The organism is Pseudomonas sp. K2I15, assembly GCF_002204795.1.
Lineage (GTDB): Bacteria > Pseudomonadota > Gammaproteobacteria > Pseudomonadales > Pseudomonadaceae > Aquipseudomonas.
In genome coordinates this window covers 52556-75892 of the sequence record NZ_NIXO01000031.1, presented here as the reverse complement: position 1 = coordinate 75892, position 23337 = coordinate 52556, and the positions used below count along the sequence as shown (strand labels likewise).

At 60.6% G+C, this 23337-nt stretch carries 17 protein-coding genes; 10 read left to right on the top strand and 7 right to left on the bottom strand.

Annotated elements, in window-relative coordinates; genetic code table 11:
- Window positions 1-719: 719 nt before the first annotated feature.
- From CEC48_RS18935 to CEC48_RS18925, 3 genes are all read right to left on the bottom strand, one after another.
- A complete protein-coding gene (locus CEC48_RS18935; protein WP_088425126.1) occupies window positions 720-1619 on the bottom strand; it encodes a hydroxymethylglutaryl-CoA lyase in 900 nt (299 codons plus the stop codon).
- Between the two features lie 12 nt (window positions 1620-1631).
- A complete protein-coding gene (locus CEC48_RS18930; RefSeq protein ID WP_010166953.1) occupies window positions 1632-2030 on the bottom strand; it encodes a MerR family DNA-binding transcriptional regulator in 399 nt (132 codons plus the stop codon).
- A gap of 167 nt (window positions 2031-2197) precedes the next feature.
- Window positions 2198-3127 (bottom strand): LysR family transcriptional regulator, encoded by a 930-nt coding sequence (locus CEC48_RS18925; RefSeq protein ID WP_088425125.1) that lies wholly within the window; start codon window positions 3125-3127, stop codon window positions 2198-2200.
- Window positions 3128-3276: 149 nt separating this feature from the next.
- Here CEC48_RS18925 and CEC48_RS18920 point away from each other — a divergent pair, with 149 nt between their 5' ends.
- A complete protein-coding gene (locus CEC48_RS18920; RefSeq protein ID WP_088425124.1) occupies window positions 3277-4506 on the top strand; it encodes an acyl-CoA dehydrogenase in 1230 nt (409 codons plus the stop codon).
- Between the two features lie 178 nt (window positions 4507-4684).
- Here the strand turns inward: CEC48_RS18920 and CEC48_RS18915 are convergent, their stop codons facing one another.
- The gene (locus CEC48_RS18915) at window positions 4685-6025 is read right to left on the bottom strand and encodes a substrate-binding domain-containing protein (RefSeq protein ID WP_088425123.1); all 1341 of its coding nucleotides are present in this window, start codon (window positions 6023-6025) and stop codon (window positions 4685-4687) included.
- Window positions 6026-6122: 97 nt separating this feature from the next.
- Window positions 6123-6935 (bottom strand): exodeoxyribonuclease III, encoded by an 813-nt coding sequence (gene xthA, locus CEC48_RS18910; protein ID WP_088425122.1) that lies wholly within the window; start codon window positions 6933-6935, stop codon window positions 6123-6125.
- 176 nt (window positions 6936-7111) lie between these two features.
- Between xthA and CEC48_RS18905 the strand changes: the two genes are divergently transcribed.
- From CEC48_RS18905 to CEC48_RS18875, 7 genes are all read left to right on the top strand, one after another.
- Window positions 7112-7762, top strand: coding sequence for an N-acetyltransferase (locus CEC48_RS18905; RefSeq protein ID WP_088425121.1), 651 nt, complete (start codon window positions 7112-7114; stop codon window positions 7760-7762).
- 64 nt (window positions 7763-7826) lie between these two features.
- On the top strand, window positions 7827-9554 hold the full coding sequence (locus CEC48_RS18900) for an autotransporter assembly complex family protein (RefSeq protein WP_088425120.1): 1728 nt from the start codon (window positions 7827-7829) through the stop codon (window positions 9552-9554).
- A complete protein-coding gene (locus CEC48_RS18895; RefSeq protein WP_088425119.1) occupies window positions 9554-13237 on the top strand; it encodes a translocation/assembly module TamB domain-containing protein in 3684 nt (1227 codons plus the stop codon). Before CEC48_RS18900 ends, CEC48_RS18895 begins: the two co-directional genes overlap by 1 nt.
- Before the next feature lie 230 nt (window positions 13238-13467).
- Complete coding sequence (locus CEC48_RS18890) at window positions 13468-13941, top strand: MarR family winged helix-turn-helix transcriptional regulator (protein WP_088425118.1); 474 nt, start codon at window positions 13468-13470, stop codon at window positions 13939-13941.
- A complete protein-coding gene (locus CEC48_RS18885) occupies window positions 13938-15401 on the top strand; it encodes an efflux transporter outer membrane subunit (RefSeq protein ID WP_088425117.1) in 1464 nt (487 codons plus the stop codon). Before CEC48_RS18890 ends, CEC48_RS18885 begins: the two co-directional genes overlap by 4 nt.
- Before the next feature lie 15 nt (window positions 15402-15416).
- Window positions 15417-16637: an efflux RND transporter periplasmic adaptor subunit gene (locus CEC48_RS18880; RefSeq protein WP_088425116.1), complete on the top strand. Its 1221-nt coding sequence runs from the start codon at window positions 15417-15419 to the stop codon at window positions 16635-16637.
- A gap of 64 nt (window positions 16638-16701) precedes the next feature.
- The gene (locus tag CEC48_RS18875) at window positions 16702-18234 is read left to right on the top strand and encodes a DHA2 family efflux MFS transporter permease subunit (protein ID WP_088425115.1); all 1533 of its coding nucleotides are present in this window, start codon (window positions 16702-16704) and stop codon (window positions 18232-18234) included.
- A 119-nt stretch (window positions 18235-18353) separates the two neighbouring features.
- Here CEC48_RS18875 and lpxH read toward each other — a convergent pair whose 3' ends face one another.
- Together lpxH and CEC48_RS18865 are read right to left on the bottom strand one after the other, a co-directional pair.
- Window positions 18354-19103 carry a UDP-2,3-diacylglucosamine diphosphatase gene (gene lpxH, locus CEC48_RS18870; RefSeq protein WP_088425114.1) on the bottom strand — a complete coding sequence of 250 codons (750 nt, stop codon included), beginning with the start codon at window positions 19101-19103 and terminating at the stop codon, window positions 18354-18356.
- Window positions 19100-19603, bottom strand: coding sequence for a peptidylprolyl isomerase (locus CEC48_RS18865; protein ID WP_088425113.1), 504 nt, complete (start codon window positions 19601-19603; stop codon window positions 19100-19102). The genes lpxH and CEC48_RS18865 overlap by 4 nt, the downstream gene beginning before the upstream one ends.
- Window positions 19604-19850: 247 nt before the next feature.
- Between CEC48_RS18865 and CEC48_RS18860 the strand changes: the two genes are divergently transcribed.
- Together CEC48_RS18860 and cysS are read left to right on the top strand one after the other, a co-directional pair.
- On the top strand, window positions 19851-21551 hold the full coding sequence (locus CEC48_RS18860) for a glutamine--tRNA ligase/YqeY domain fusion protein (protein ID WP_088425112.1): 1701 nt from the start codon (window positions 19851-19853) through the stop codon (window positions 21549-21551).
- A gap of 19 nt (window positions 21552-21570) precedes the next feature.
- Window positions 21571-22959 carry a cysteine--tRNA ligase gene (cysS, locus tag CEC48_RS18855; protein WP_088425111.1) on the top strand — a complete coding sequence of 463 codons (1389 nt, stop codon included), beginning with the start codon at window positions 21571-21573 and terminating at the stop codon, window positions 22957-22959.
- Window positions 22960-23337: the final 378 nt, after the last annotated feature.

The following is a 23337-nucleotide window of genomic DNA, read 5'->3' as shown; positions in this document are numbered from 1 at the left end:
GCGGCGGCCCGCTTCGTACTACCGGAGAGAGGGCACACCGAGCCCAAGCGAGGTGCCGAGTGGTGGGGCAAGAGCGTTTTGCTTACTTTTGCGCTTTTCAAAAGTGAGCCGCTGTAAGAGCGGAACCCATATCAGCCCTGACCAAAAAAACGGATATACACACAAATCCCCGTCCCCGAGAAAGCACAAAGGGGACCCGAAGGTCCCCTTTAATTTGTCGTTGCGTGCTCTTTTTTTATTATTGAGGGGCGGTCTGTTGTTGTTTTTGGCAACCGTGGCCCTTTACCGCTGTTTTTGGCGACCCCCATGCGGGGTCAAGAGCAAACGTATTTTTTTGAGCGCTGATCTACTTCGTCGCATGCGATCCAACCAGTGGGTAGCTACCTTGAGGTAGTTTTTTGTTCTTCTCTATCCGGTTGCGGGTTTCGACATTGCCGTACCCTGCGAAGCACATCTTCTCCAAAAAAATCTGTTAGCTGCGTCTCTGCCGTGTTGTTTTTGTTATGTCAGAGTCGTTACGTCTTATTTTTATTAGGTTTGGTGCTTTTTATTCTTGTTATGCAATAGAGATAGCAGAAGCCGTGCCAACTTTATAAAGTCCTTTAAAATCAATGGTTTGATTTTTTAGTGGGAAATTTCTTTCAGGAAATGCGACAAAATATGTTCCCGTGTTACCCGATGTGTAGCCGCGAGGTAACACATCGTCACGGTCGCGGTACTCAACCAGCGCTACGAGCCTTCGCTACCCGAGAGCCGGTAGGGCGGCCCAATACCGTACAGATCTGCTGACCCGCCAGAACCAGCGTGTCCATATCGATACCCGTCTCGATACCCAGGCCATTGAGCAGGTACAACACATCCTCAGTGGCGACGTTACCGCTGGCCCCTTTGGCATACGGGCAGCCACCGAGGCCCGCAATAGAACTGTCGAACACCTGAATACCTTCCAGAAGGCTGGCATAGATATTCGCGATAGCCTGCCCATAGGTGTCATGGAAATGCCCTGCCAGCTTGTCCCGTGGCACCTGCGCACCCACCGCCTCAAACATCCGCCGCGTGGCACCCGCAGTACCAGTACCGATAGTGTCGCCCAAGGACACCTCATAGCAGCCCATGGCAAACAGCTCCCGGGCGACGGCTGCAACCTGTTCCGGCGCGACCTGGCCTTCATACGGGCAACCCAACACACACGACACATACCCGCGCACGCTTACGCCATGCTGCCTGGCCGCCTCCATGATCGGCACGAAGCGCTCCAGGCTTTCGCTGATGGAGCAATTGATATTGCGCTGGGAAAACGCCTCGGACGCCGCCGCAAACACCGCGACTTCTTTCACCCCGGCGGCCAACGCATCTTCAAAACCCCGCAGGTTCGGCGCCAACGCGCCATAGGTCACGCCGGCCTTGCGCTGGATCTGCGCAAATACCTCGGCAGACCCGGCCATCTGCGGCACCCACTTGGGCGACACAAAGCTGCCGACTTCGATATAACCCAGGCCGGCTGCGGTCAGGGCGTCCACCAGTCGTACCTTGTCGGCGACGCTGATGGGTTGCGCTTCATTTTGCAGGCCGTCGCGCGGACCGACTTCCACCAGGCGCACATGAGAGGGGAGGGACATGGCAGCTACCTTTTATGAATGGCCAACCTGGCTCTGAATGGTCTGTTCCAGCGCCTGGGTGCAACGCTCTTCAGCGGTGTCCAGCTCCAGCTTCATCTGTTCGATGTCGAGCAACTGTTGCTCTAACTGCTCACGGCGCTCGGCGATTTTCGCCAGCATGCTGTGCAGCTGTTTCTGGTTGCCGCTGGTGGGGTCGTAGAGCTCGATCAGCTCCCGGCATTCGGCCAGGGAGAAACCGATGCGCTTGCCCCGCAGGATCAGCTTCAGGCTGACCTTGTCGCGGGGCGAATAAATGCGCTCCTGGCCCCGGCGTTCCGGGGACAGCAGGCCTTGTTCTTCATAGAAGCGAATGGCGCGGGTGGTGATGTCGAGCTCGCGGGCGAGGTCGGAGATGCTGTAGGTCGTGCTCATGGGGGCGCTCAAGGAGTGTCTTGAGCGTTAAGCTAATGGGTGGTTGACGTTAACGTCAAGCGCATTACCCACTGTAGGAGCGAGCTTGCTCGCGAAAAACGTTAACGATAACGCGCACTGTCTGGTTTAACGCGGCGTTCTCAGGTTTTTCGCGAGCAAGCTCGCTCCTACAGTTTATCCAGCTTCTTCTCGTGGGCCGTCACCTGCTGGCACAACTCGATCATCTGCTCGCGCATCCAGCGGTTGGCCGGGTCCTGGTCGGTGCTTTCGTGCCAGTACAGGTGGGTTTCCACCCTCGGCACATCATTCACCGGCAAGTTGAACCAGTGCAGTTCATGGCGCCGGGCAAAGCGCTCCGGCACGGTCATCACCATGTCGGTCTGCTGCAGCACTTGCGAAGCCATCAGGTAGTGCTGCGAACGCAGGGCGATCTTGCGCTGCAGGCCCATCTTGCCCAGCGCCAGGTCGACGTGGCCCAGGCCATTGCGCCGGCTGGAGATATGAATGTGGGTCAGTGACAGATAGTCATCCAGCGTGAGTTTGTCCTTGCCCGCCATCGGGTGGCCCTTGCGCATGGCACACACGTAGCGGTCTTCCATCAGCTTGACGTGGCGCACTTGCGGGTCGGTGTTGAGGGGCGCATCCACGGCAAAGTCCAGGCGGCCGGCGGCCAGTTCCTTGGTGGTTTCCCGGCGCTTGGACAGGAAACTCTCGATCACCACGGTCGGCGCCAGGCGGCGCAGGCGCTGGAACAGCGGCGGCAAAATCACCGCTTCGGTGAGGTCGGTCATGCTGATGCGGTAGGTCTTGGCGGCCTGTTGCGGGTTGAAAATCCGGCTTTCCTGCACCGACACCCGCAGCAGCGACAGCGCATTACGCACCGGGCCGATGATGTTCTGGGCCATGGGCGTGGGCACCATGCCCTGGGCGGTGCGCACGAACAGCGGGTCGTTGAAGGTCTCCCGCAGGCGGGCCAGAGCGTTCGACACGGCTGGCTGGGTAATCCCGACAATCTGCCCGGCGCGGGTCAGGTTGGCTTCGGTGTAGATCGCGTCAAAGACGATGAAAAGGTTGAGGTCGACCTTGCTCAGATTCATTTCGCTGCGCTCTTATTGTTAGGTGTCCATGCGCCGATCATATATCGGTGATGAATGTTAATACACGCCGAGAATAGGTTAGGTAAATTATCAACGCTGTTCTAGCATCAATTTCATGACCTAAACAACCTTCCTAAAGGGAGCTGCTCATGGATTTCGCTTATTCGCCCAAGGTTCAGGAACTGCGTGAACGCGTCACCGCGTTCATGGACGCTTACGTTTACCCGGCCGAGCCAGTGTTCGAACGCCAGGTCAGCGAAGGAGATCGCTGGCAGCCCACCGCAATCATGGAAGAGTTGAAGCTCAAGGCCAAAGCCGAAGGCCTGTGGAACCTGTTCCTGCCGGAATCCGAACTGGGTGCCGGGCTGACCAACCTCGAATACGCACCGCTGGCAGAAATCATGGGCCGCTCGTTGCTGGGGCCGGAGCCGTTCAACTGCTCGGCACCGGATACCGGCAACATGGAAGTGCTGGTGCGCTACGCCAACGAGGAGCAGAAACAACGTTGGCTCGAACCGCTGCTGCGCGGCGAAATCCGCTCGGCATTCGCCATGACCGAGCCGGACGTGGCGTCCTCTGATGCCACCAACATGGCCGCCCGTGCTGTGCGTGATGGCGACGAGTGGGTGATCAACGGTAAAAAATGGTGGACCTCCGGCGCCTGCGACCCGCGCTGCAAGATCCTGATCTTCATGGGCCTGAGCGACCCGGATGCACCGCGCCACCAGCAGCACTCAATGATCCTCGTACCGGTGGACGCCCCTGGTGTGAAGATCGTGCGCCCACTGCCGGTGTTCGGCTACGACGACGCCCCCCATGGCCACGCCGAAGTGCACTTCGAAAACGTCCGTGTGCCGTACGAAAACGTTCTGCTGGGCGAGGGCCGGGGCTTTGAAATCGCCCAGGGCCGCCTTGGCCCGGGCCGCATCCACCACTGCATGCGCTCCATCGGCATGGCCGAGCGCGCGCTGGAATTGATGTGCAAACGTTCCGTCAGCCGTACCGCCTTCGGCAAACCGCTGGCTCGCCTCGGTGGCAACATCGACAAGATCGCCGACTCGCGCATGGAGATCGACATGGCGCGCCTGCTGACCTTGAAAGCCGCCTACATGATGGACACCGTGGGCAATAAGGTCGCCAAAAGCGAAATCGCGCAGATCAAGGTAGTAGCGCCGAACGTGGCGTTGAAGGTGATCGACCGGGCGATCCAGATCCACGGTGGTGCCGGTGTCTCCAACGACTTCCCGTTGGCCTACATGTACGCCATGCAGCGCACCCTGCGCCTGGCCGACGGCCCGGACGAAGTGCACCGGGCGGCGATCGGCAAGTTCGAGATCGGCAAGTATGTACCGCGCGAGATGATGCGCAGCGGGCAGTAAGCTCAGGTGTTGGGGCTTTTGTGGCGAGGGGGCTTGTCCCCCGTTGGGGCTGCGCAGCGGCCCTCAAACCTGTCACCGCGTTCTGCCTGCAAGAATACGGTGGGCTTATTGGGGCTGCTGCGCAGCCCAACGGGGGACAAGCCCCCTCGCCACAGGGCCTTTCTGTTACTTCCGCCTTTCAGTAAACCCAAACCTCCACCCGTCGATTCTTGATCCTTCCCTCATCCGCCGTATTCGCCGCCACCGGCATCTCGGCGCCAAAGCCGCGAATATCCCTCAGCACCACGCCACTTTTAACCAACTCCCGTCGCACCGCCATCGCCCGCAGCTTCGACAATAACGCCGCCCGCTGCGCATCACTCTTGGCATCCCCAAACCCCACCAGCGTGACCTGCTTGTCCAGCTTGCCGTGGCTCTTTATATAAGCCACCACCCGCATCAGGTCCTGGCGCGCCTTGTTGTCGAGGCTGGCACTGCCTTCCTCAAAGCGGAAATTCACCGTCAGCCGCTGCGCCTGCCGGGCGATCGCCTGGTAATCCTCAGGCATTGGCGCCCGTGGTTCCACCGTCATGGCCTGCACTTGCTGCGCGATAAAGCCGCTGGCGGCAACGATCGCCTGGCCTTTGCTGCTTTGCGCAAAGTCCACCAGCGCCCTGGCCCAGGGATTCTGCTCAACCGGCGGCAGATAGAAGAACAGCCGGCGTGACAGCGGGTAATCCTCGGTAGCAATCAGGCTGTTCAACGGCAGCATGGGCTGCGAGTCGCCATCGACGATCGCGACCGCCTTGGCCTGGCGCACAGAGGGCAACCCGATAAAGCCGATGCCCTGGGGATCGTGGCTGACGGCATCCGACAACTGCTCGCTGGACTCAAACCGCTTGGCGCTGCCATCCAGGGACTTGCCACGACGGCTGAGCACCAGTTCCTTGAAGGTGTCGTAGGTGCCGGACTGATCATCCCGCGCGTACAAATGAATCTTGCCACCGATGCCGCCGAGCTGTTCCCAGGTCGAAACCTCGCCGCTGAAAATCTGCGCCAACTGCTCGGTGTTCAAGGTATCCAGCGGGTTGCGCGGGTTGAGGATGATCGCCAAGCCATCAATCGCGATGACCTGTTCGGCGTCAGGGTTTTTCAGGTCACCGAGGGCTTCCAGCTCCACCAGTTCGCTGTCCTTGATCGGCCGGGATGACGCCGCGAGGTCGGCGCTGGCTTTTTTCAGCGCGGCAAATCCGGTACTTGAGCCATGGGCGGCGACTTCGACCGTCACACGCTGGCCCTGGCGGGTCTTGCCGATGATGTGCTGTTCGTTGGCCTGGTCGGACGGTTCGCTGTGCATGCCTTGCAAACCCTGTTGTTCCATCAGTCCCTTGACCAGTGCCGGGCCAAGCGCCGCACCAATCGTATTGGAACCCTGGATGCGTAGGGCCGGGCCGTATTCGGGAAAGGGCAGCGGGGTTGAAAAAGCGGCGAGGGGGAATGCGCTGAGCAGTGCCAGCAGGGATAGAACGCGCAGCATCATGCCGGCACCGTCTCAAGCCAAAGGGAGTGCCGCGAGATTAAGTCAGGCAGGTTGCATAAATATGACGAGGGCCGGTTTCCCGGCCCTGCACGCTAAATCAGCTCAATTCCAGCCAGATCGGTGCATGATCGGAGGGTTTTTCCATACCGCGCAGGTCGTAATCCACGCCGGCATCTTTCACCCGGGGCAGCAACCCTTGGGAGGCCATGATCACGTCGATCCGCAGCCCGCGCTTTGGCTCGTCTTCAAAGCCACGGCTGCGGTAATCGAACCAGCTGAAACGGTCCGCCACGTCCGGGTTGAGGTGGCGGAAGCTGTCCACCAGGCCCCAGTTCTTCAGGCGCGCCATCCACTCGCGCTCTTCCGGCAGGAAGCTGCACTTGCCGGTCTTCAGCCAGCGCTTGGCGTTGTCGGCACCGATGCCGATGTCGCAGTCTTCCGGGGAAATATTCACATCGCCCATCACCACCACCGCCTGGTCATTGCTGAACTGTGACTCCAGCAAGGTTTGCAGGTCTTCGTAGAAGCGCTGCTTGGCCGGGAACTTGGTGGGGTGGTCGCGGCTTTCGCCCTGTGGGAAATAGCCGTTCATGATGGTAATCGGGTTGCCGTTGGCATCGGCGAAAGTGCCCCAGATAAACCGGCGTTGGGCGTCTTCTTCGTCACTGGCAAAGCCTTTATGCAGCGACAGTGGTTCCTGGCGCGAGAGCAGGGCGACACCGTAGTGGCCTTTCTGCCCGTGGTAATACACGTGATAGCCCAGGGCTTGCACTTCGGCCAGTGGGAACTGATCGTCGTGGACTTTGGTTTCCTGCAGGCCGATCACGTCCGGCTGATGTTTCTCGATCAGTGCCGCCAGCTGATGAGGGCGGGCGCGCAGCCCGTTGATATTGAAAGAGACGATTTTCATGGTCGGCAGTCCAGTCTGGCAAAAGGGCGATGCTAGCCGACAAGTCGGACGGGGGCCAGCGTGGCGGTAGGACTTAGGCACTGCTAAGGTCTGAATGCAGGGAACGAGTCAGCCACTGTGGGCTCGTACTAAGAAGAGCGCGACCTTTTGAGTTCGCCCAGGGGAGATTCACTGTTATGCCTGACACCTCGACTGCCATCGCCCAGATTCACATGCTCGACAGCGGCTATTCCCGCGAAGCCCGTTCCCTGTTGTACCAGGCCTATCGACATGAGCCGACGTTCGCCTACATCTTCGAAGCCGAGCGTCCAGGCTACGAACAGCGGGTGCGCGCCACGGTGCGTGAACTGGTCAAGCAACACTTCTTCCAGAACCTGCCGGCCATTGGCCTGCTGGTCAACGACCGGCTGATCGGCATCGCCCTGATCGCGCCGCCGCAACGTCGCCTGGGGATTACCGAAAGCTGGGCCTGGCAACTGCGCATGTGGCTGAGCACCGGCGTGCGCGGCACCCGGCGCTATCTGGAATACCATCAGGCGGTGCTGGCGTGCCTGCCCTCGGACTCGGTGCATGTGCTGCCATTGCTGGGGATTCACCCGCAATTCCAGGGCAAACACTACGGCGAACAATTGCTGGAGGCGGTGCACAACTGGTGCGCTGAAGACCCGCATTCCTCCGGTGTGGTGTTGGACACGGGGAATTCTCGCTATCTGGAGTTCTATAAACGCCAGGGGTACGAAGAGATTGGCGAGGTCGCTGTAGGACCTGTCTTGGAACACGTGTTCTTTCACGCAAATCCCCAGGTGTTACAGGCTGCAACGCTTTAGGACAGAATTATTCAGATAAATCAGGGTTCTAAGACGCTCCCAAGCTCGTGTAGCATCCCGGCCTATGAAGTTTCCAGGAAGATTTACCAGCGGCTTGATTCTGCTGTTCACGAGCTGCGGCGCCTTGGCGCAAAGCGAATTGGATGTGCGTATCAAGCCTTCAAACGACGCGTTGAAAGCCAACATCGAAGGCTATATCGGCGGGGTCGGCGATCGTGACGAAGAAGCCTTGCAGCGGTTCAGCCGTGGCGCCGAGGAGCAGGCCCGCAAGGCCGCCCAGGCGTTGGGCTTCTATCAACCGCAAATCGCCAGCGATGTGAAGGGCGGCAAGAACCCGCGCCTGATCCTCACCATCGACCCCGGCGAACCGGTGCATTTGCGCAATGTGACCATTCGGGTCGATGGCCAGGCCGCCGACCTCAAAGCCTTTCGCGTACCCACCAGCGACCAACTCAAACCCGGTGCCGTGCTCAACCACGGCAACTATGAAGACGCCAAGCGCGTTATCCAGAACCAGGCGTCACGCTACGGCTTTTTCAGCGGGCGCTTTACCAGCCAAAAACTATCGGTCGACCCCAAGGCGGGTGTGGCCGACATCGAACTCATTTATGACAGCGGCCCACGGTACACCCTGGGCAAGGTCAGCTTTGCCGGCGACACGCCATTTGATGAAGACCTGCTGCAACGCATGGTGCCGTTCAAGAGTGGCGCGCCCTACGACTCCGAACTGATCGCCGAACTCAACCAGAACCTGCAAGGCAGCGGCTTTTTTGAGGGCGTGCGTGTGGACGCCGCCCCGGCCGCATCGACTAAAGATGTGATCCCGGTAGCCGTGCAACTCGAAACCCGCAAGCCCCGCACCATGGGCCTGGGCCTGGGCTACTCGACCGACGTCGGCCCGCGCGGCAAGGCCAACTGGACGCGCCACTGGGTCAACCCCCAGGGCCACAGTTATGGCTGGGAAGCTGAACTGTCGGCGCCCCGGCAGAACGTCGGGCTGTGGTACGACATTCCCCTGGACCCGCCTCTGACCGACAAACTGCGTTTCGCCGGCGGCTACCAGAATGAAGAAATCGCCAACACCGACACCCTGAGCAAGTTGCTCACCCTCGGCCCCGAGTGGCACAGCAAGTTGCCCAGCGGCTGGACCCGGGTGATCTCGCTCAAGTGGCAGCACGAAGAATATCGCCTGGGCAACGACTCGGGCCTGAGTACGCTGTTGATGCCGGGCATCAGTTATTCCTACTTGCGCAGCGACAACCGCATTGACCCGCACAATGGCTATCGCCTGCTGTTCGACGCCAAGGTCGCCAAGGAAGGCCTGGGCTCTGACACCAACCTGCTTTACGGCACGGCGACGATCAAGGGCCTGACCACCCTGTGGGACAACCACCGTTTCCTGGCCCGGGCGCAGTTTGGCGGCAGTGCCACCAACGGCTACAAATCGGTGCCGCCGTCGTTGCGGTTTTTTGCCGGTGGCGACCAGAGCGTGCGGGGTTACGAGTACCAGACCTTGTCACCGGAAAACGATCAGGGCGACCGCATCGGTGGCCGCTACATGGTGGCCCTGAGCGCCGAGTATCAATATTCCATCGCCGAAAAATGGCGCATCGCGACCTTTATCGACCAGGGCAACTCGTTCAACACCTTGGAAATGCCGAGCCTGAAAACCGGTGTGGGTGTGGGCGTGCGCTGGGTTTCGCCGGTAGGCCCTATCCGCCTCGACCTGGCCCATGCCCTCGAAGATCCGGGCGGCATTCGTTTACACTTTTCCATGGGGCCTGAGCTGTGATGCGTGGTTTGAAAATAGCGGGGCTGGCCGTTCTGGCGATCCTCGCGGTGATAGTGCTGGCGCTGTGGACGGTGCTGGGCACCCAAGTCGGCAGCCGTTGGGTGCTGGGCCAGGTGCCGGGTTTTACCGTGGAGAATTTCCAGGGCCGCCTGGGCGGCCAGTGGAGTGCCGATCATCTGCTGTGGCAGCAAGACGGCAGCCGTGTGGAGCTGCAAGCGCCGAAGTTCGACTGGTCGCCGGCCTGCTTGATGCGCATGACGTTGTGCATCAACCAACTGGATGTGGAGCAGGTGAGCCTGCAATTTGCGCCCAGCACTGAAGAAAGCAGCGGCCCCATTACCCTGCCAGACCTGAAACTGCCGCTCGCCATTCAGTTGGGCGACATCCGTGTCGGCAGCCTGCTGTTCAACGGCAGCGAAGAGCTCCAGGGCCTGCAACTGGCGGCGCACTGGACCGCCGCCGGGATGCAGATCGATTCGGTGCACTTGCAACGGGACGGCCTGGTGCTCGACCTGTCTGGCCTGCTGCAACCCACCGGCAACTGGCCGCTAAGCGCCAGCGGCAATCTGAGCCTGCCTTACGCTCCGGGCGGTGCGCCCTGGGCGCTGGCGCTCAAGGTCGATGGCGATTTGCTCAAGAGCCTCAAACTCGACGCCGACAGCAGCGGCTACCTGCCGGCCAAACTCAGCGGCGAGTTGCAACCGCTGGTGGAAAACCTGCCAGCGCAGTTGCATATCACCGCCGACGGTTTTAAACCCAGTGCCGATTTGCCCGATACCCTGCAACTTAATCAACTGGACCTGACGGCCAAGGGCGACCTCGGCAACGGTTACCAACTGCTGGGCAAAGCTGTACTCCCGGCGGAAAAAGGCCCGGTGGACTTGCTGCTGCAAGGCAGGGTCGACGCCAAGGGCGCGCAGATTGCGGGCCTGGACTTGAATGCTGGCGACAAACAAAGCCTCAAGCTCAGCGCCAATCTGGACTGGCAGCAGGGCTTCAGCGCCGACGCAAAAATCGACTGGCTGGACTTTCCCTGGCATCGCCTCTACCCAGTGATTGACGAACCCCAAGTAGCCTTGCGTACTTTCAATGGCGAAGTCTCCTACAAGGACGGTAACTACCTGGGCAACTTCAAGGCCGACCTCGACGGCCCGGCGGGCAAGTTCAGCCTGGCCAGCCCGTTCAGTGGCGACCTCAAGCAAGTGTTCCTGCCTGAGCTGAAACTTGCCGCCGGCCAAGGCAAGGCCGAAGGCCACCTGAACCTGCAATTTGCCGACGGCATCGCCTGGGACACGGCGCTGGACCTGTCGGCGATCAACCCTGCTTACTGGGTCGCGGAACTGCCGGGCACTCTGGCCGGCCCGCTGCGCAGCAAGGGCGAAATGAAAAACGAGCAGCTCAAGCTCACCGCCGACCTCGACCTCAAGGGCCGCCTACGTGGCCAACCTGCCGTGCTCCAGGCCAAGGCCGAAGGCGCAGGCGAGCAATGGACCCTCGGCACGCTGGACATTCGCCTGGGCGACAACCGCATCTACGGCAGTGGCAGCCTGCAACAGCGGCTGGCCGGGCAGATCGACATCAAGCTGACGCGCCTCGCTCAACTCTGGCCGCAACTGCGCGGGCAGATGAACGGCCGTCTCGACGTTGCTGGCACTCTGAAAGCGCCCCAGGGCAAGCTCAATCTGGTGGGCCAACAACTGGCGTTTGAAGACAATCGCCTGCAAAACCTGACACTGGACGCGAATCTCGATAACGCCCAGCGCGCCAAAATCGACGTGAAGGGCAGCGGCATCCAGGCCGGTGAAACCCAGGTCGGCACCTTCACCGCCAGCGCCCAGGGTGATATCAAAAGCCAGAAAGTCCAACTCGACCTGGCCGGCCCGTTGCTCAAGCTGGCCCTGGCCCTGGATGGCAACCTCGACAAAGGCAACTGGCGCGGGCGCCTTGCCAGCGGCGATGTGCAAGCGGGTGGCCAGGACTGGAAGCTGCAAGCCCCGGCGAAAATCGAACGACTGGCCGATGGCAAGCTGACCTTTGCTGCCCACTGTTGGGTATCCGGCCCAGCGAGCCTGTGCGGTGAAGACCAGCGCCTGATGCCCGAGCCCAAGCTGCGTTACCACCTCAAGCAGTTCCCCATCGACAGTTTGGCAGCCTTTTTGCCTAAAGATTTCGCCTGGCAGGGCAAGCTCAATGCCGATGTCCAACTCGACCTGCCGGCCAGCGGGCCCAAAGGCGTGGTGTCGGTGGATGCCAGCGGCGGCACCTTGCGGGTCAAGGACAAGGACCAGTGGCTGGATTTCCCCTACGACACGCTGAAGCTGGAAACCACCCTCAACCCCAAGCGCATCGACACCCAGCTCAACTTCCGTGGCGGCAAGCTTGGCGAGTTGCTGTTGCAGGCGCAGATCAATCCGCTGCCGAAGAACAAGCCGATCACCGGCAACTTCACCCTGACCGGCCTCGACCTCGCCGTGGCGCGACCCTTTGTACCGATGGTCGAGAAGCTCAACGGCAAGCTCAACGGTAGCGGGCGAATCGGCGGCAGCCTGCTGGCGCCTCAGGTCAACGGCAGCGTCAACCTGGTCGGCGGCGAAATCTCCGGGCCGGAATTACCCACCAGCTTCGAAGGCCTGAATATCCAGGCGGTGATTGCCGGCGAAAACGTGCAGCTCAATGGCGGCTGGCGCAGTGGCAAGGCCGGGCAGGGCACCCTCAAGGGCCAGATCGACTGGGGCCAGGCCCTGGCGGTGGACATCGCGCTGCAAGGCACGCAACTGCCGGTCACGGTAGAACCGTACGCGACCCTGGAAGTGGCGCCCGACCTGAAAATCAGCATGAAGAACGACAAGCTGGCGATCTCCGGCAAGGTGCAGATCCCCAAGGGTGAGATCACCGTGCGTGAACTGCCGCCATCGACGGTCAAGGTCTCGGATGACACGGTGATCGTCGGCAGCCAGACCGAAGAGGGCAAGCCGCCCATGGCCATGGCGATGGACATCGATGTGGAGGTGGGCAAGGACAAGCTGAGCTTCGCCGGCTTCGGCCTCACCGCCAACCTGCAAGGCCACGTGCACATCGGCGACAACATGGACACCCGGGGCGAACTGTGGCTCAACGACGGCCGCTACCGTGCCTACGGCCAGCGCCTCACCGTGCGCCGCGCGCGGTTGCTGTTCGCCGGACCGATTGACCAGCCGTTTTTGGATATCGAGGCGGTGCGCATAACCACCGAGCCGTCCCGCACAGTTACCGCCGGTATTCGTCTGAGCGGCAGTGCCGAGCAGCCGACTACGCAAATTTTCTCGGAGCCGGCCATGGCCCAAGAGGATGCGTTGTCGTACCTGGTGTTGGGGCGTTCACGTACCACCACCGGTGAGGACAACAACATGCTGGCCGAGGCGGCGCTGGGTCTTGGGTTAATGGGCAGCTCCGGGGTAACGTCGGACATCGCCAAGAACCTCGGGCTCCAGGATTTCGAACTCGACACCCAGGGCAGCGGAACCAACACCGCCGTGGTGGCCAGCGGCAAGATCTCCGAGAAGCTCAGCCTGCGGTATGGCGTGGGGGTGTTCGAACCGGCCAACACCATTGCCTTGCGGTATTTGCTGAGCAAGAAGGTGTACCTGGAAGTGGCCAGCGGCGTGGCCAGCTCCCTGGATATTTTCTACAAGCGGGATTTCTAGGGTCCCCCTCCTTGCAGGAGCGAGCTTGCTCGCGAAAAACGTCAACGATAACGCGTGCACGCTGGATGCACGCGTTGCCCGTTAGTTCTTTGCGAGCAAGCCCGCTGCTACAGAGAGAGCCATTTATCCGCCAATTAGCAAGCAGCCTAACTATTCGTTTGACATTCGCTGCCTAGGCAGTAACATCGTGACATACATTCACTGCTTAGGCAGTTAATAGGTTGGTCACGATGAAACATTTCACCCCCGAAAACTTTCACAACTGCCACCTCGGCCTGCTGCTGGGCCGGGCTGCGCTGCTCAAAGACAGGATCATCGACACCCATATGGAACCCCACGGCATCACCGCCGCGCAGTTCAAGGTGTTGATCATCATGGCCCAGTACGGCGTCGACACCCCGGCCGAGCTGTGCCGCAACCTGTCCCTGGACAGCGGCTCCATGACCCGCATGCTCGACCGCCTGGAACAAAAGGACCTGCTGGCGCGCAAGCGTTCCGAGCAGGACCGGCGCCAGGTGCAGTTGGTGCTGACCGCCGAAGGCCAGCGCGTAGCCGACATGCTGCCGCACATCGGCGCCCAGGCCTTGAACCAGTTGGCGGGTGCGCTGGAGCCGGGTGAATTGCAAACCCTGGAAAAAATCTTGAAGAAAATTCTGATAGCTGCGGGTGACCCCATCACCATTCAGCGGGTAGGTAGTGCATGAACAATCGCTCCTTGCGTGCCGGCCTCAGCCTCGTGCTGGTGGCCATGACTATGGCCGGTTGTGCCAATTTCAGCGGCTTGAACACAGAAGGCAAACGCCTCGAAGCCAATAACCTGCAAACCGGAAAATCCCTCAGCGGCGTGACCTTGTCCAGCGCTGCCTGGCCTACCGTCGACTGGTGGAAAAGCCTGGGCGACCCACAGCTCGATGGCTTGATCCAGGAAGCCCTGCAAAACAGCCCCGACATGCAAGTGGCCAGCGCCCGTGCCCACCAGGCCGAAGCCGCCGCCTATGCCGCCGACGCCGAGCGCATGCCGACCCTGGATGCCAGCGCCGGTATCAGCCGCTCGCGCCTGGCCAAGGACCAAGACCCGTTGGGCCAGGGCGATGCCTATGCCACCGTGCGTAACATCGGTGCCAGCTTCAATTACAACTTCGACCTGTGGGGCGGCCAGCGGGCCGCCTGGGAAGCGGCACTGGGCCAGGCCCGCGCCGCCGAAGTCGACCAACAGGCCGCGCGCCTGACCCTGGCGGCCAACGTCGCCAAGGCCTACAGCGACCTGGGCCAGGCCCATATCGTGCGCGACCTGGCGAACGATGACCTTAAGCGCACCCGACAAATGCTCGACCTGGGCCAGCGTCGCCTGAACTCCGGGATCGACAGCCAGTACCAGTACCAGCAAACCGAAAGCCTGGAAGCCAGCTCCCAGTCGCAACTGATCGATGCGGAAAAACAACTGCAGAGCGCCAAGATCGCCCTCGCCGTGTTGCTCGGCAAAGGCCCTGACCGTGGCAGCGAACTGGTACGCCCCAACGTGCTCAAACCCAGCGCCGTGGCCGTGCCGTCGGTGTTGCCTGCCGAACTGGTGGGCCGTCGTCCGGACCTGATCGCCGCGCGCTGGCGTGTGGAGGCGGCGAGCAAGAACGTCGCGGCCAGCAAGACCCGTTTCTACCCCAACCTCAACCTGAGCGCGAGCGCCGGAGCCGAGTCATTGCTGGGGGATGCGATGTTTGGTTCGGCCAGCCGCTTCTTCAGCATCGCGCCGACGATCTCGCTGCCGATCTTCGACGGCGGCCGGCTGCGCGCCGACCTCGATGCCCGCGACGCCGACTACGACTTGGCCGTGGCCCAGTACAACAAAACCCTGGTGCAAGCCTTGGGCGACATCGGCAACACCCTCGTGCAGTTGCGCGAGACCGGCCGGCAGATCCAGGCCCAGCAACACGCTGCGGACATTGCACAGCAGTCTTACGACACCGGGGTCCAGCGTTACAGCTCAGGTATCGGGAATTACCTGGACGTGCTCAGCATCGAACAGCAATTACTCCAGGCCCAACGTCAGTTGGCCACCCTGAATGCCGAGCAAATCGATCTTTCGATTCAATTGATGCAGGCCCTGGGCGGCGGTTTTCACGCCGAAAACGTGGCCTCGACCACCCCAGCCACGCGCACTGAATAATTCAAGGTACTTGTCATGGCCACTGCCGAAACCAGCAACAACGCTCCTGAAACAAACCAAGCTGAGCAACCCAACACCACCAGCAACCCGCGCAAACGCAAAGTCATGCTGGTTGTCCTGGCGCTGATCGTCATCCTCGGCGCCGTGGGCGTGTGGGGTTGGTACGAATTCTACGGCCGCTTCAGCGAAAGCACCGACGACGCCTACGTCAACGGCAACGTGGTGGAAATCACCCCGCTGGTGACCGGTACCGTGGTGAGCATCGGCGCCGACGATGGCGACCTGGTCCATGAAGGCCAGGTGCTGATCAACTTCGACCCCAACGACGCGGCCGTCGGCCTGCAAAGTGCCCAGGCTAACCTTGCCCGCACCGTGCGCCAGGTGCGCGGTTTGTACAGCAACGTCGACGGGATGAAAGCCCAGGTGCTGGCGCAACAAGCCAACGTGCAAAAGGCCCAGGACAACTACAACCGACGTAAGAACCTCGCTGCCGGCGGGGCGATTTCCCAGGAAGAGCTGTCCCACGCCCGTGACGACCTGACCTCGGCGCAAAACGCCCTGGCCAACGTGCAGCAACAGTTCAAGACCAGCAGCGCCCTGGTGGATGACACCGTGATTTCGTCTCACCCGGACGTGCAGGCCGCCGCCGCGCAGTTGCGCCAGGCTTACCTGACCAACGCCCGCAGCACCCTGATCGCACCAGTCACAGGCTATGTGGCCAAGCGTACCGTGCAACTGGGTCAACGGGTTCAGCCGGGTACTGCGCTGATGGCGGTGATCCCGCTGGATCAACTGTGGATCGACGCCAACTTCAAGGAAACCCAGCTGCGCAATATGCGTATTGGCCAGCCGGTGGATATTGAGTCTGACATCTACGGCAGCGACGTAAAATTCAGCGGCACCGTCGACAGTCTCGGCGCGGGCACCGGCAGCGCGTTTGCCTTGCTGCCGGCGCAGAACGCCACCGGTAACTGGATCAAGATCGTGCAACGGGTGCCCGTGCGCATTCATGTGAACGCCGAAGAATTGGCCAAGCACCCGCTGCGTGTGGGCTTGTCCACCGTGGTCAACGTCGACCTGCACGATCAGAGCGGCCCGGTACTGGCCCAGCAGGCGCCACAAAAGGCCTCGTTCACCACCAACGTGTACGACCGCCAGTTGGCTGAAGCCGACGCCATGATCACCCAACTGATCCATGACAACAGCGTCGCCGCTCCCAAGGCTGCCCAGCGCTGATTCGCCAATCCATCAGCTACGGCCCCGGCGGCCGTAGCGCCAATCATGTTGCACAGGATTCGCGATGAGTAACGCTAACGCCTCCTTCACGCCGCCCAGCTTGCTGATGGCCACCATCGGCCTGTCCCTGGCGACCTTCATGCAAGTGCTCGATACCACTATCGCCAACGTGGCGCTGCCGACGATTTCCGGCAACCTCGGTGTGAGTTCGGAGCAGGGTACCTGGGTGATCACCTCGTTCGCCGTGAGCAACGCGATCGCCTTGCCGCTGACCGGCTGGCTGAGCCGTCGTTTCGGCGAGGTAAAACTTTTTCTGTGGGCCACCATCCTGTTTGTGCTGGCCTCGTTTCTCTGCGGTATCTCCACCTCGATGCCTGAACTGATCGGCTTTCGTGTGCTGCAAGGCCTGGTCGCTGGCCCGTTGTACCCGATGACCCAGACGCTACTCATCGCCGTCTATCCCCCCGCAAGGCGCGGCATGGCCCTGGCGTTGCTGGCGATGGTCACGGTCGTGGCGCCGATTGCCGGGCCGATCCTCGGCGGCTGGATTACCGACAGCTATAGTTGGCCGTGGATCTTCTTTATCAACGTACCCATCGGCATCTTTGCGGTGATGGTGGTGCGTTCGCAGCTGAAGAAACGCCCGGTGGTCACCAGCTACCAGCCGATGGACTACGTAGGCTTGCTGAGCCTGATCGTCGGCGTCGGCGCCTTGCAGATCATCCTCGACAAGGGCAACGACCTGGACTGGTTCGAGTCGAACTTCATCATCATCGGCGCGGTGATCTCGGCCATCGCCCTGGCGGTATTCGTGATCTGGGAAATGACCGACGAGCACCCGGTGGTCAACCTGCGGCTGTTTGCTTACCGCAACTTCCGTATCGGTACGATTGTGTTGGTGCTGGGGTACGCGGGCTTCTTCGGGATCAACCTGATCCTGCCCCAATGGTTGCAAACCCAGATGGGCTACACCGCCACCTGGGCGGGCCTGGCGGTGGCGCCGATCGGGATCCTGCCGGTGTTGATGTCGCCGTTTGTGGGCAAGTATGCGCACAAGTTCGACCTGCGCTTGCTGGCCGGGCTGGCGTTCCTGGCGATCGGCTTGAGTTGCTTCATGCGCGCCGGTTTCACCAATGAAGTGGACTTCACGCACATCGCCCTGGTGCAGTTGTTCATGGGCATCGGCGTGGCGCTGTTCTTCATGCCGACCTTGAGCATCCTGATGTCCGACCTGCCGCCGGCGCAAATCGCCGACGGCGCGGGCCTGGCGACCTTCCTGCGGACCCTGGGCGGCAGCTTTGCGGCGTCGCTGACCACCTGGATCTGGATTCGCCGGGCGGACCAGCACCATGCCTACATGAGCGAAAACATGACCACCTACGACTCGGCCACCCGTGATGCCTTGCAAGCGCTGGGCGGGGCAGGGCAGAAGGCCTATGCGCAACTGGACCAGATACTGACGAGCCAGGCGTACATGATGTCCACCGTGGATTACTTCACGTTGCTGGGGTGGATGTTCATGGCGTTGATCGTGATTGTATGGCTGGCGAAACCGCCGTTTGGGGTGAAGGCAGGGCCGGAGGCTTCAGGCCACTGATCGAAAGGCCGCGCTCGGTCAAAATGTGGGAGCGGGCTTGCTCGCGAAAGCAGTCGTTCAGTCAATATTTCAGCTGACTGACACACCGCCTTCGCGAGCAAGCCCGCTCTCACATTTCGTTATGCGCCAGGCAGCGCCAACTGTGGGTTCACGAAGTCAAAGGCTGCCAACGCAAACCCTTGCTCATCCACCTGCAATGCCCACCCTTGCTTGTCCCAATCCCCCAGCACAATGCGCTTGGCCGCCTGTTCGCCAATCTGCAACTTGTGAATCGCCGGGCGGTGGGTGTGCCCATGCACGAGGGTACGCACGCCGAACTGCTGCATCACCCTGGGCACTTCCTCGGGCGTCACATCGACAATGTCGTTGGTCTTCATCCGCGTTTGTGCCCGGCTTTCACTGCGCAGCTTGCGCGCCAGCTTGTGCCGCGTGCGCAAGGGCAGGTGCCGCAGGATGAACAGGGTGATGGGGTTACGCAGGATGCGGCGCAGCTTCATATAGCCAACGTCGCGGGTACACAGGCTGTCGCCGTGCATCAAGAGCACTGGCTCGCCGTAAAACTGCACCACACTCGGGTCCTTGAGCAAGGTTGCGCCTGCCGCTTTGCAGAACGCCTTGCCGATCAGGAAATCCCGGTTGCCATGCATGATGAAAATCTGGGTGCCGCTGTCGCTCAGTTCGCGCAGAGCCTGGCAAATCGAACGCTGGAAGGGCGTCATCCCATCGTCGCCAATCCAGGCTTCGAAGAAGTCCCCCAGAATGTACAACGCCTGGGCGGAACGGGCGCGACCGTTCAGTAAATCCAGAAACGCCCGGGTAATGTCCGGGCGCGTATCGATCAGATGCAAATCTGAAATCAGCAATATCACTCAACGATCTCGGCTTTCTCGACGATAACGTCTTCTACCGGTACGTCCTGGTGACCTGCCTTGCCGGTGGTTTGCACACCCTTGATCTTGTCGACAACGTCGGTGCCTGCGGTAACTTTACCGAAGACCGCGTAGCCCCAACCCTGGGTGTTCTTGCCGCTGTGGTTCAGGAAGGCGTTGTCGGCCACGTTGATGAAGAACTGCGCGGAGGCCGAATGCGGCTCCATGGTACGGGCCATGGCGACGGTGTACTTGTCGTTGGAAAGGCCGTTGTCCGCTTCGTTCTGGATGCTTGGACGCTTGTCTTTCTTTTCTTTCATGCCAGGCTCGAAACCGCCGCCCTGGACCATGAAGTTGCCGATGACACGGTGGAAAACAGTGTTTTCGTAGTGGCCGGCTTTCACGTACTCGATGAAGTTGGCGACGGTGATCGGCGCTTTCTCGGCGTTCAGCTCGATGACGATGTCACCGTGGTTGGTGGTCAGTTTGACTTGAGTCATGTTCACTACTCTTTCAAGAAATTCGTGGGTTTGGGCGTTTTTGCGCCTTACCTGCTTGGCAAAACGACAGCCAAGGCGCGCAGTTTAGCGTGACCTGCAGGAATTTCGAGGTGGTTTTTTACCAGCGGGCTAATAAATGCGGCAGTTTTTGGTCGTGCCCTGTCAGGTAGTTGACAGCATCGGCTATGATAAGCCCTTTGTTTTATCTGGCCTGCCCAGGCCACGTACTCGTCTGTTCAAGGATCCTATGAGCAAGCCCACTGTCGACCCTACCTCGAATTCCAAGGCCGGACCTGCCGTCCCGGTCAATTTCCTGCGCCCGATCATCCAGGCGGACCTGGATTCGGGCAAGCACACGCAGATCGTCACCCGTTTCCCGCCTGAGCCCAACGGTTACCTGCACATCGGCCACGCCAAGTCGATCTGTGTGAACTTCGGCCTGGCCCAGGAATTCGGTGGCGTCACGCACCTGCGTTTCGACGACACCAACCCGGCCAAGGAAGACCAGGAATACATCGACGCCATCGAAAGCGACATCAAATGGCTGGGCTTCGAATGGTCCGGTGAAGTGCGCTATGCCTCCAAGTATTTCGACCAGTTGTTCGACTGGGCGGTGGAATTGATCAAGGCCGGCAAGGCCTACGTCGACGACCTGAGCCCGGAACAAGCCAAGGAGTACCGTGGCACCCTGACCGAGCCTGGCAAGAACAGCCCGTTCCGTGACCGTTCGGTCGAAGAGAACCTGGACTGGTTCGCCCGCATGCGCGCCGGTGAATTCGCGGATGGCGCTCGTGTGCTGCGGGCCAAGATCGACATGGCCTCGCCGAACATGAACCTGCGCGACCCGATCATGTACCGCATCCGCCATGCCCACCACCACCAGACCGGTGACAAGTGGTGCATCTACCCGAACTACGACTTCACCCACGGTCAGTCGGACGCCATCGAAGGCATCACCCACTCCATCTGCACCCTGGAGTTTGAAAGCCACCGTCCGCTGTACGAATGGTTCCTCGACAGCCTGCCGGTACCGGCGCACCCGCGTCAGTACGAATTCAGCCGCCTGAACCTGAACTACACCATCACCAGCAAGCGCAAGCTCAAGCAACTGGTCGATGAAAAGCACGTGTTCGGCTGGGACGACCCGCGCATGTCGACGCTGTCGGGCTTCCGCCGTCGCGGCTACACCCCGGCGTCGATCCGCAATTTCTGCGACATGGTCGGCACCAACCGTTCCGACGGCGTGGTGGATTTCGGCATGCTCGAGTTCAGCATCCGTCAGGACCTCGACCAGAACGCCCCGCGCGCCATGTGCGTGCTGCGTCCGTTAAAGGTGGTGATCACCAACTATCCGGAAGACCAGGTCGAAAACCTCGAACTGCCGCGTCATCCGCAGAAAGAAGAACTGGGCGTGCGCAAGCTGCCGTTCGCCCGTGAAATCTACATCGACCGTGATGACTTCATGGAAGAGCCGCCAAAAGGCTACAAGCGCCTGGAGCCGAACGGCGAAGTGCGCCTGCGCGGCAGCTACGTGATCCGTGCCGACGAAGCGATCAAGGACGCCGATGGCAACATCGTCGAACTGCGTTGCTCCTACGACCCGGAGACCCTGGGCAAGAACCCTGAAGGTCGCAAGGTCAAAGGTGTCGTGCACTGGGTGCCGGCTGCGGCCAGCATCGAATGCGAAGTGCGCCTGTACGATCGCCTGTTCCGTTCGGCCAACCCTGAGAAGGCCGAAGACAGCGCGAGTTTCCTCGACAACATCAACCCTGACTCGCTGCAAGTTCTCACTGGTTGTCGTGCCGAGCCATCGCTTGGCGACGCACAGCCGGAAGACCGTTTCCAGTTCGAGCGCGAAGGTTACTTCTGCGCGGATATCAAGGACTCGAAACCAGGTCAGCCGGTATTCAACCGTACCGTGACCTTGCGTGATTCGTGGGGCCAGTGATCAGTCTTAAGGATTCATCGTGCTAACGATCTACAACACACTCAGCAAGACCAAAGAAGTCTTCAAGCCGCTGGATGGCAACAAGGTGCGCATGTACGTGTGCGGCATGACCGTGTACGACTACTGCCACATTGGCCACGGCCGCAGCATGGTTGCCTTTGACCTGGTGACCCGCTGGTTGCGGTTCAGCGGTTATGACCTGACCTACGTGCGCAACATCACCGACATCGACGACAAGATCATCAATCGCGCCAACGAAAACGGCGAGTCGTTCGACGCGCTGACCGAGCGCATGATTGCTGCGATGCACGAGGACGAGGCCCGCCTCAACATCCTCAAGCCGGACATGGAGCCGCGCGCCACGGACCATATTCCTGGCATGCACGCGATGATCCAGACCCTGATCCACAAGGGTTACGCCTACGCCCCGGGCAATGGTGACGTGTACTACCGCGTCGCCAAGTTCATGGGCTACGGCAAGCTGTCGCGCAAGAAAATCGAAGACCTGCGCATTGGTGCGCGGATCGAAGTCGACGAAGCCAAGCAAGACCCGCTGGACTTCGTTCTATGGAAAGGCACCAAGCCGGGCGAACCGAGCTGGGAGTCGCCATGGGGCGCCGGGCGTCCGGGCTGGCACATCGAATGCTCGGTGATGTCCACCTGCTGCCTGGGCGAGACCTTCGACATTCATGGCGGCGGCAGCGACCTTGAGTTCCCGCACCATGAAAACGAAATCGCCCAAAGCGAAGCGGCCACCGGCAAGACCTACGCCAACGCGTGGATGCATTGCGGCATGATTCGCATCAATGGCGAGAAGATGTCCAAGTCCTTGAACAACTTCTTCACCATTCGCGACGTGCTGGAAAAGTACCACCCGGAAGTAGTGCGGTACCTGTTGGTGTCGAGCCACTACCGCAGCGCCATCAACTATTCGGAAGACAACCTCAAGGACGCCAAGGGCGCGCTTGAGCGGTTCTACCATGCGTTGAAAGGCCTGCCCTCCGTGGCGCCTGCGGGCGGCGAAGCGTTCGTTGCGCGGTTTACCGAAGTGATGAACGACGACTTCGGCACGCCGGAAGCGTGCGCGGTGCTGTTTGAAATGGTGCGTGAGATCAACCGGTTGCGCGAGAGTGATCTGAATGCGGCGGCTGGGCTTGCGGCGCGTTTGAAAGAGCTGGCGAGTGTGCTGGGCGTGCTGCAGATGGAGGCCGAAGACTTCCTGCAGGCAGGCGCTGAAGGGCGTGTGGATGCGGCTGAAGTGGATGCGCTGATTCAGGCGCGGTTGACTGCCAGGGCTAACAAGGACTGGGCGGAGTCTGACCGGATTCGTGACCAACTGACCGCGATGGGTGTGGTGTTGGAAGACGGGAAGGGTGGGACGACGTGGCGGTTGGCTGATCAGGCTTGATGGGTGAATGCTGAAAAAAAACGCCCCGACTGGTTCGGGGCGTTTTTTTTGGTGTGAATATCCGTTATGCAGGTAACGGCTGCTTATGGATCTGGATGGGAAGCATGATGGGGCAGGTAAAGCTGCTCTTCTGTAGGAGCGAGCTTGCTCGCGAAAAACCTGAGAACGCCGCGTTGAATCAGGCTGCCAACGTCATCGTTAACGACCTTCGCGAGCAAGCTCGCTCCTACAGGGGAACGCGTTTGCTTTTAAACACTCAAGCCGGCCGGTAGGCCGCTGTGCTGTTGCTTTTGATCTTGATCTTAGGCACCCCGTTAAACCAAACACACCTGCACCGACGCCAAATCCTTCGATGCGTTGACCAACAACGTCTACGCG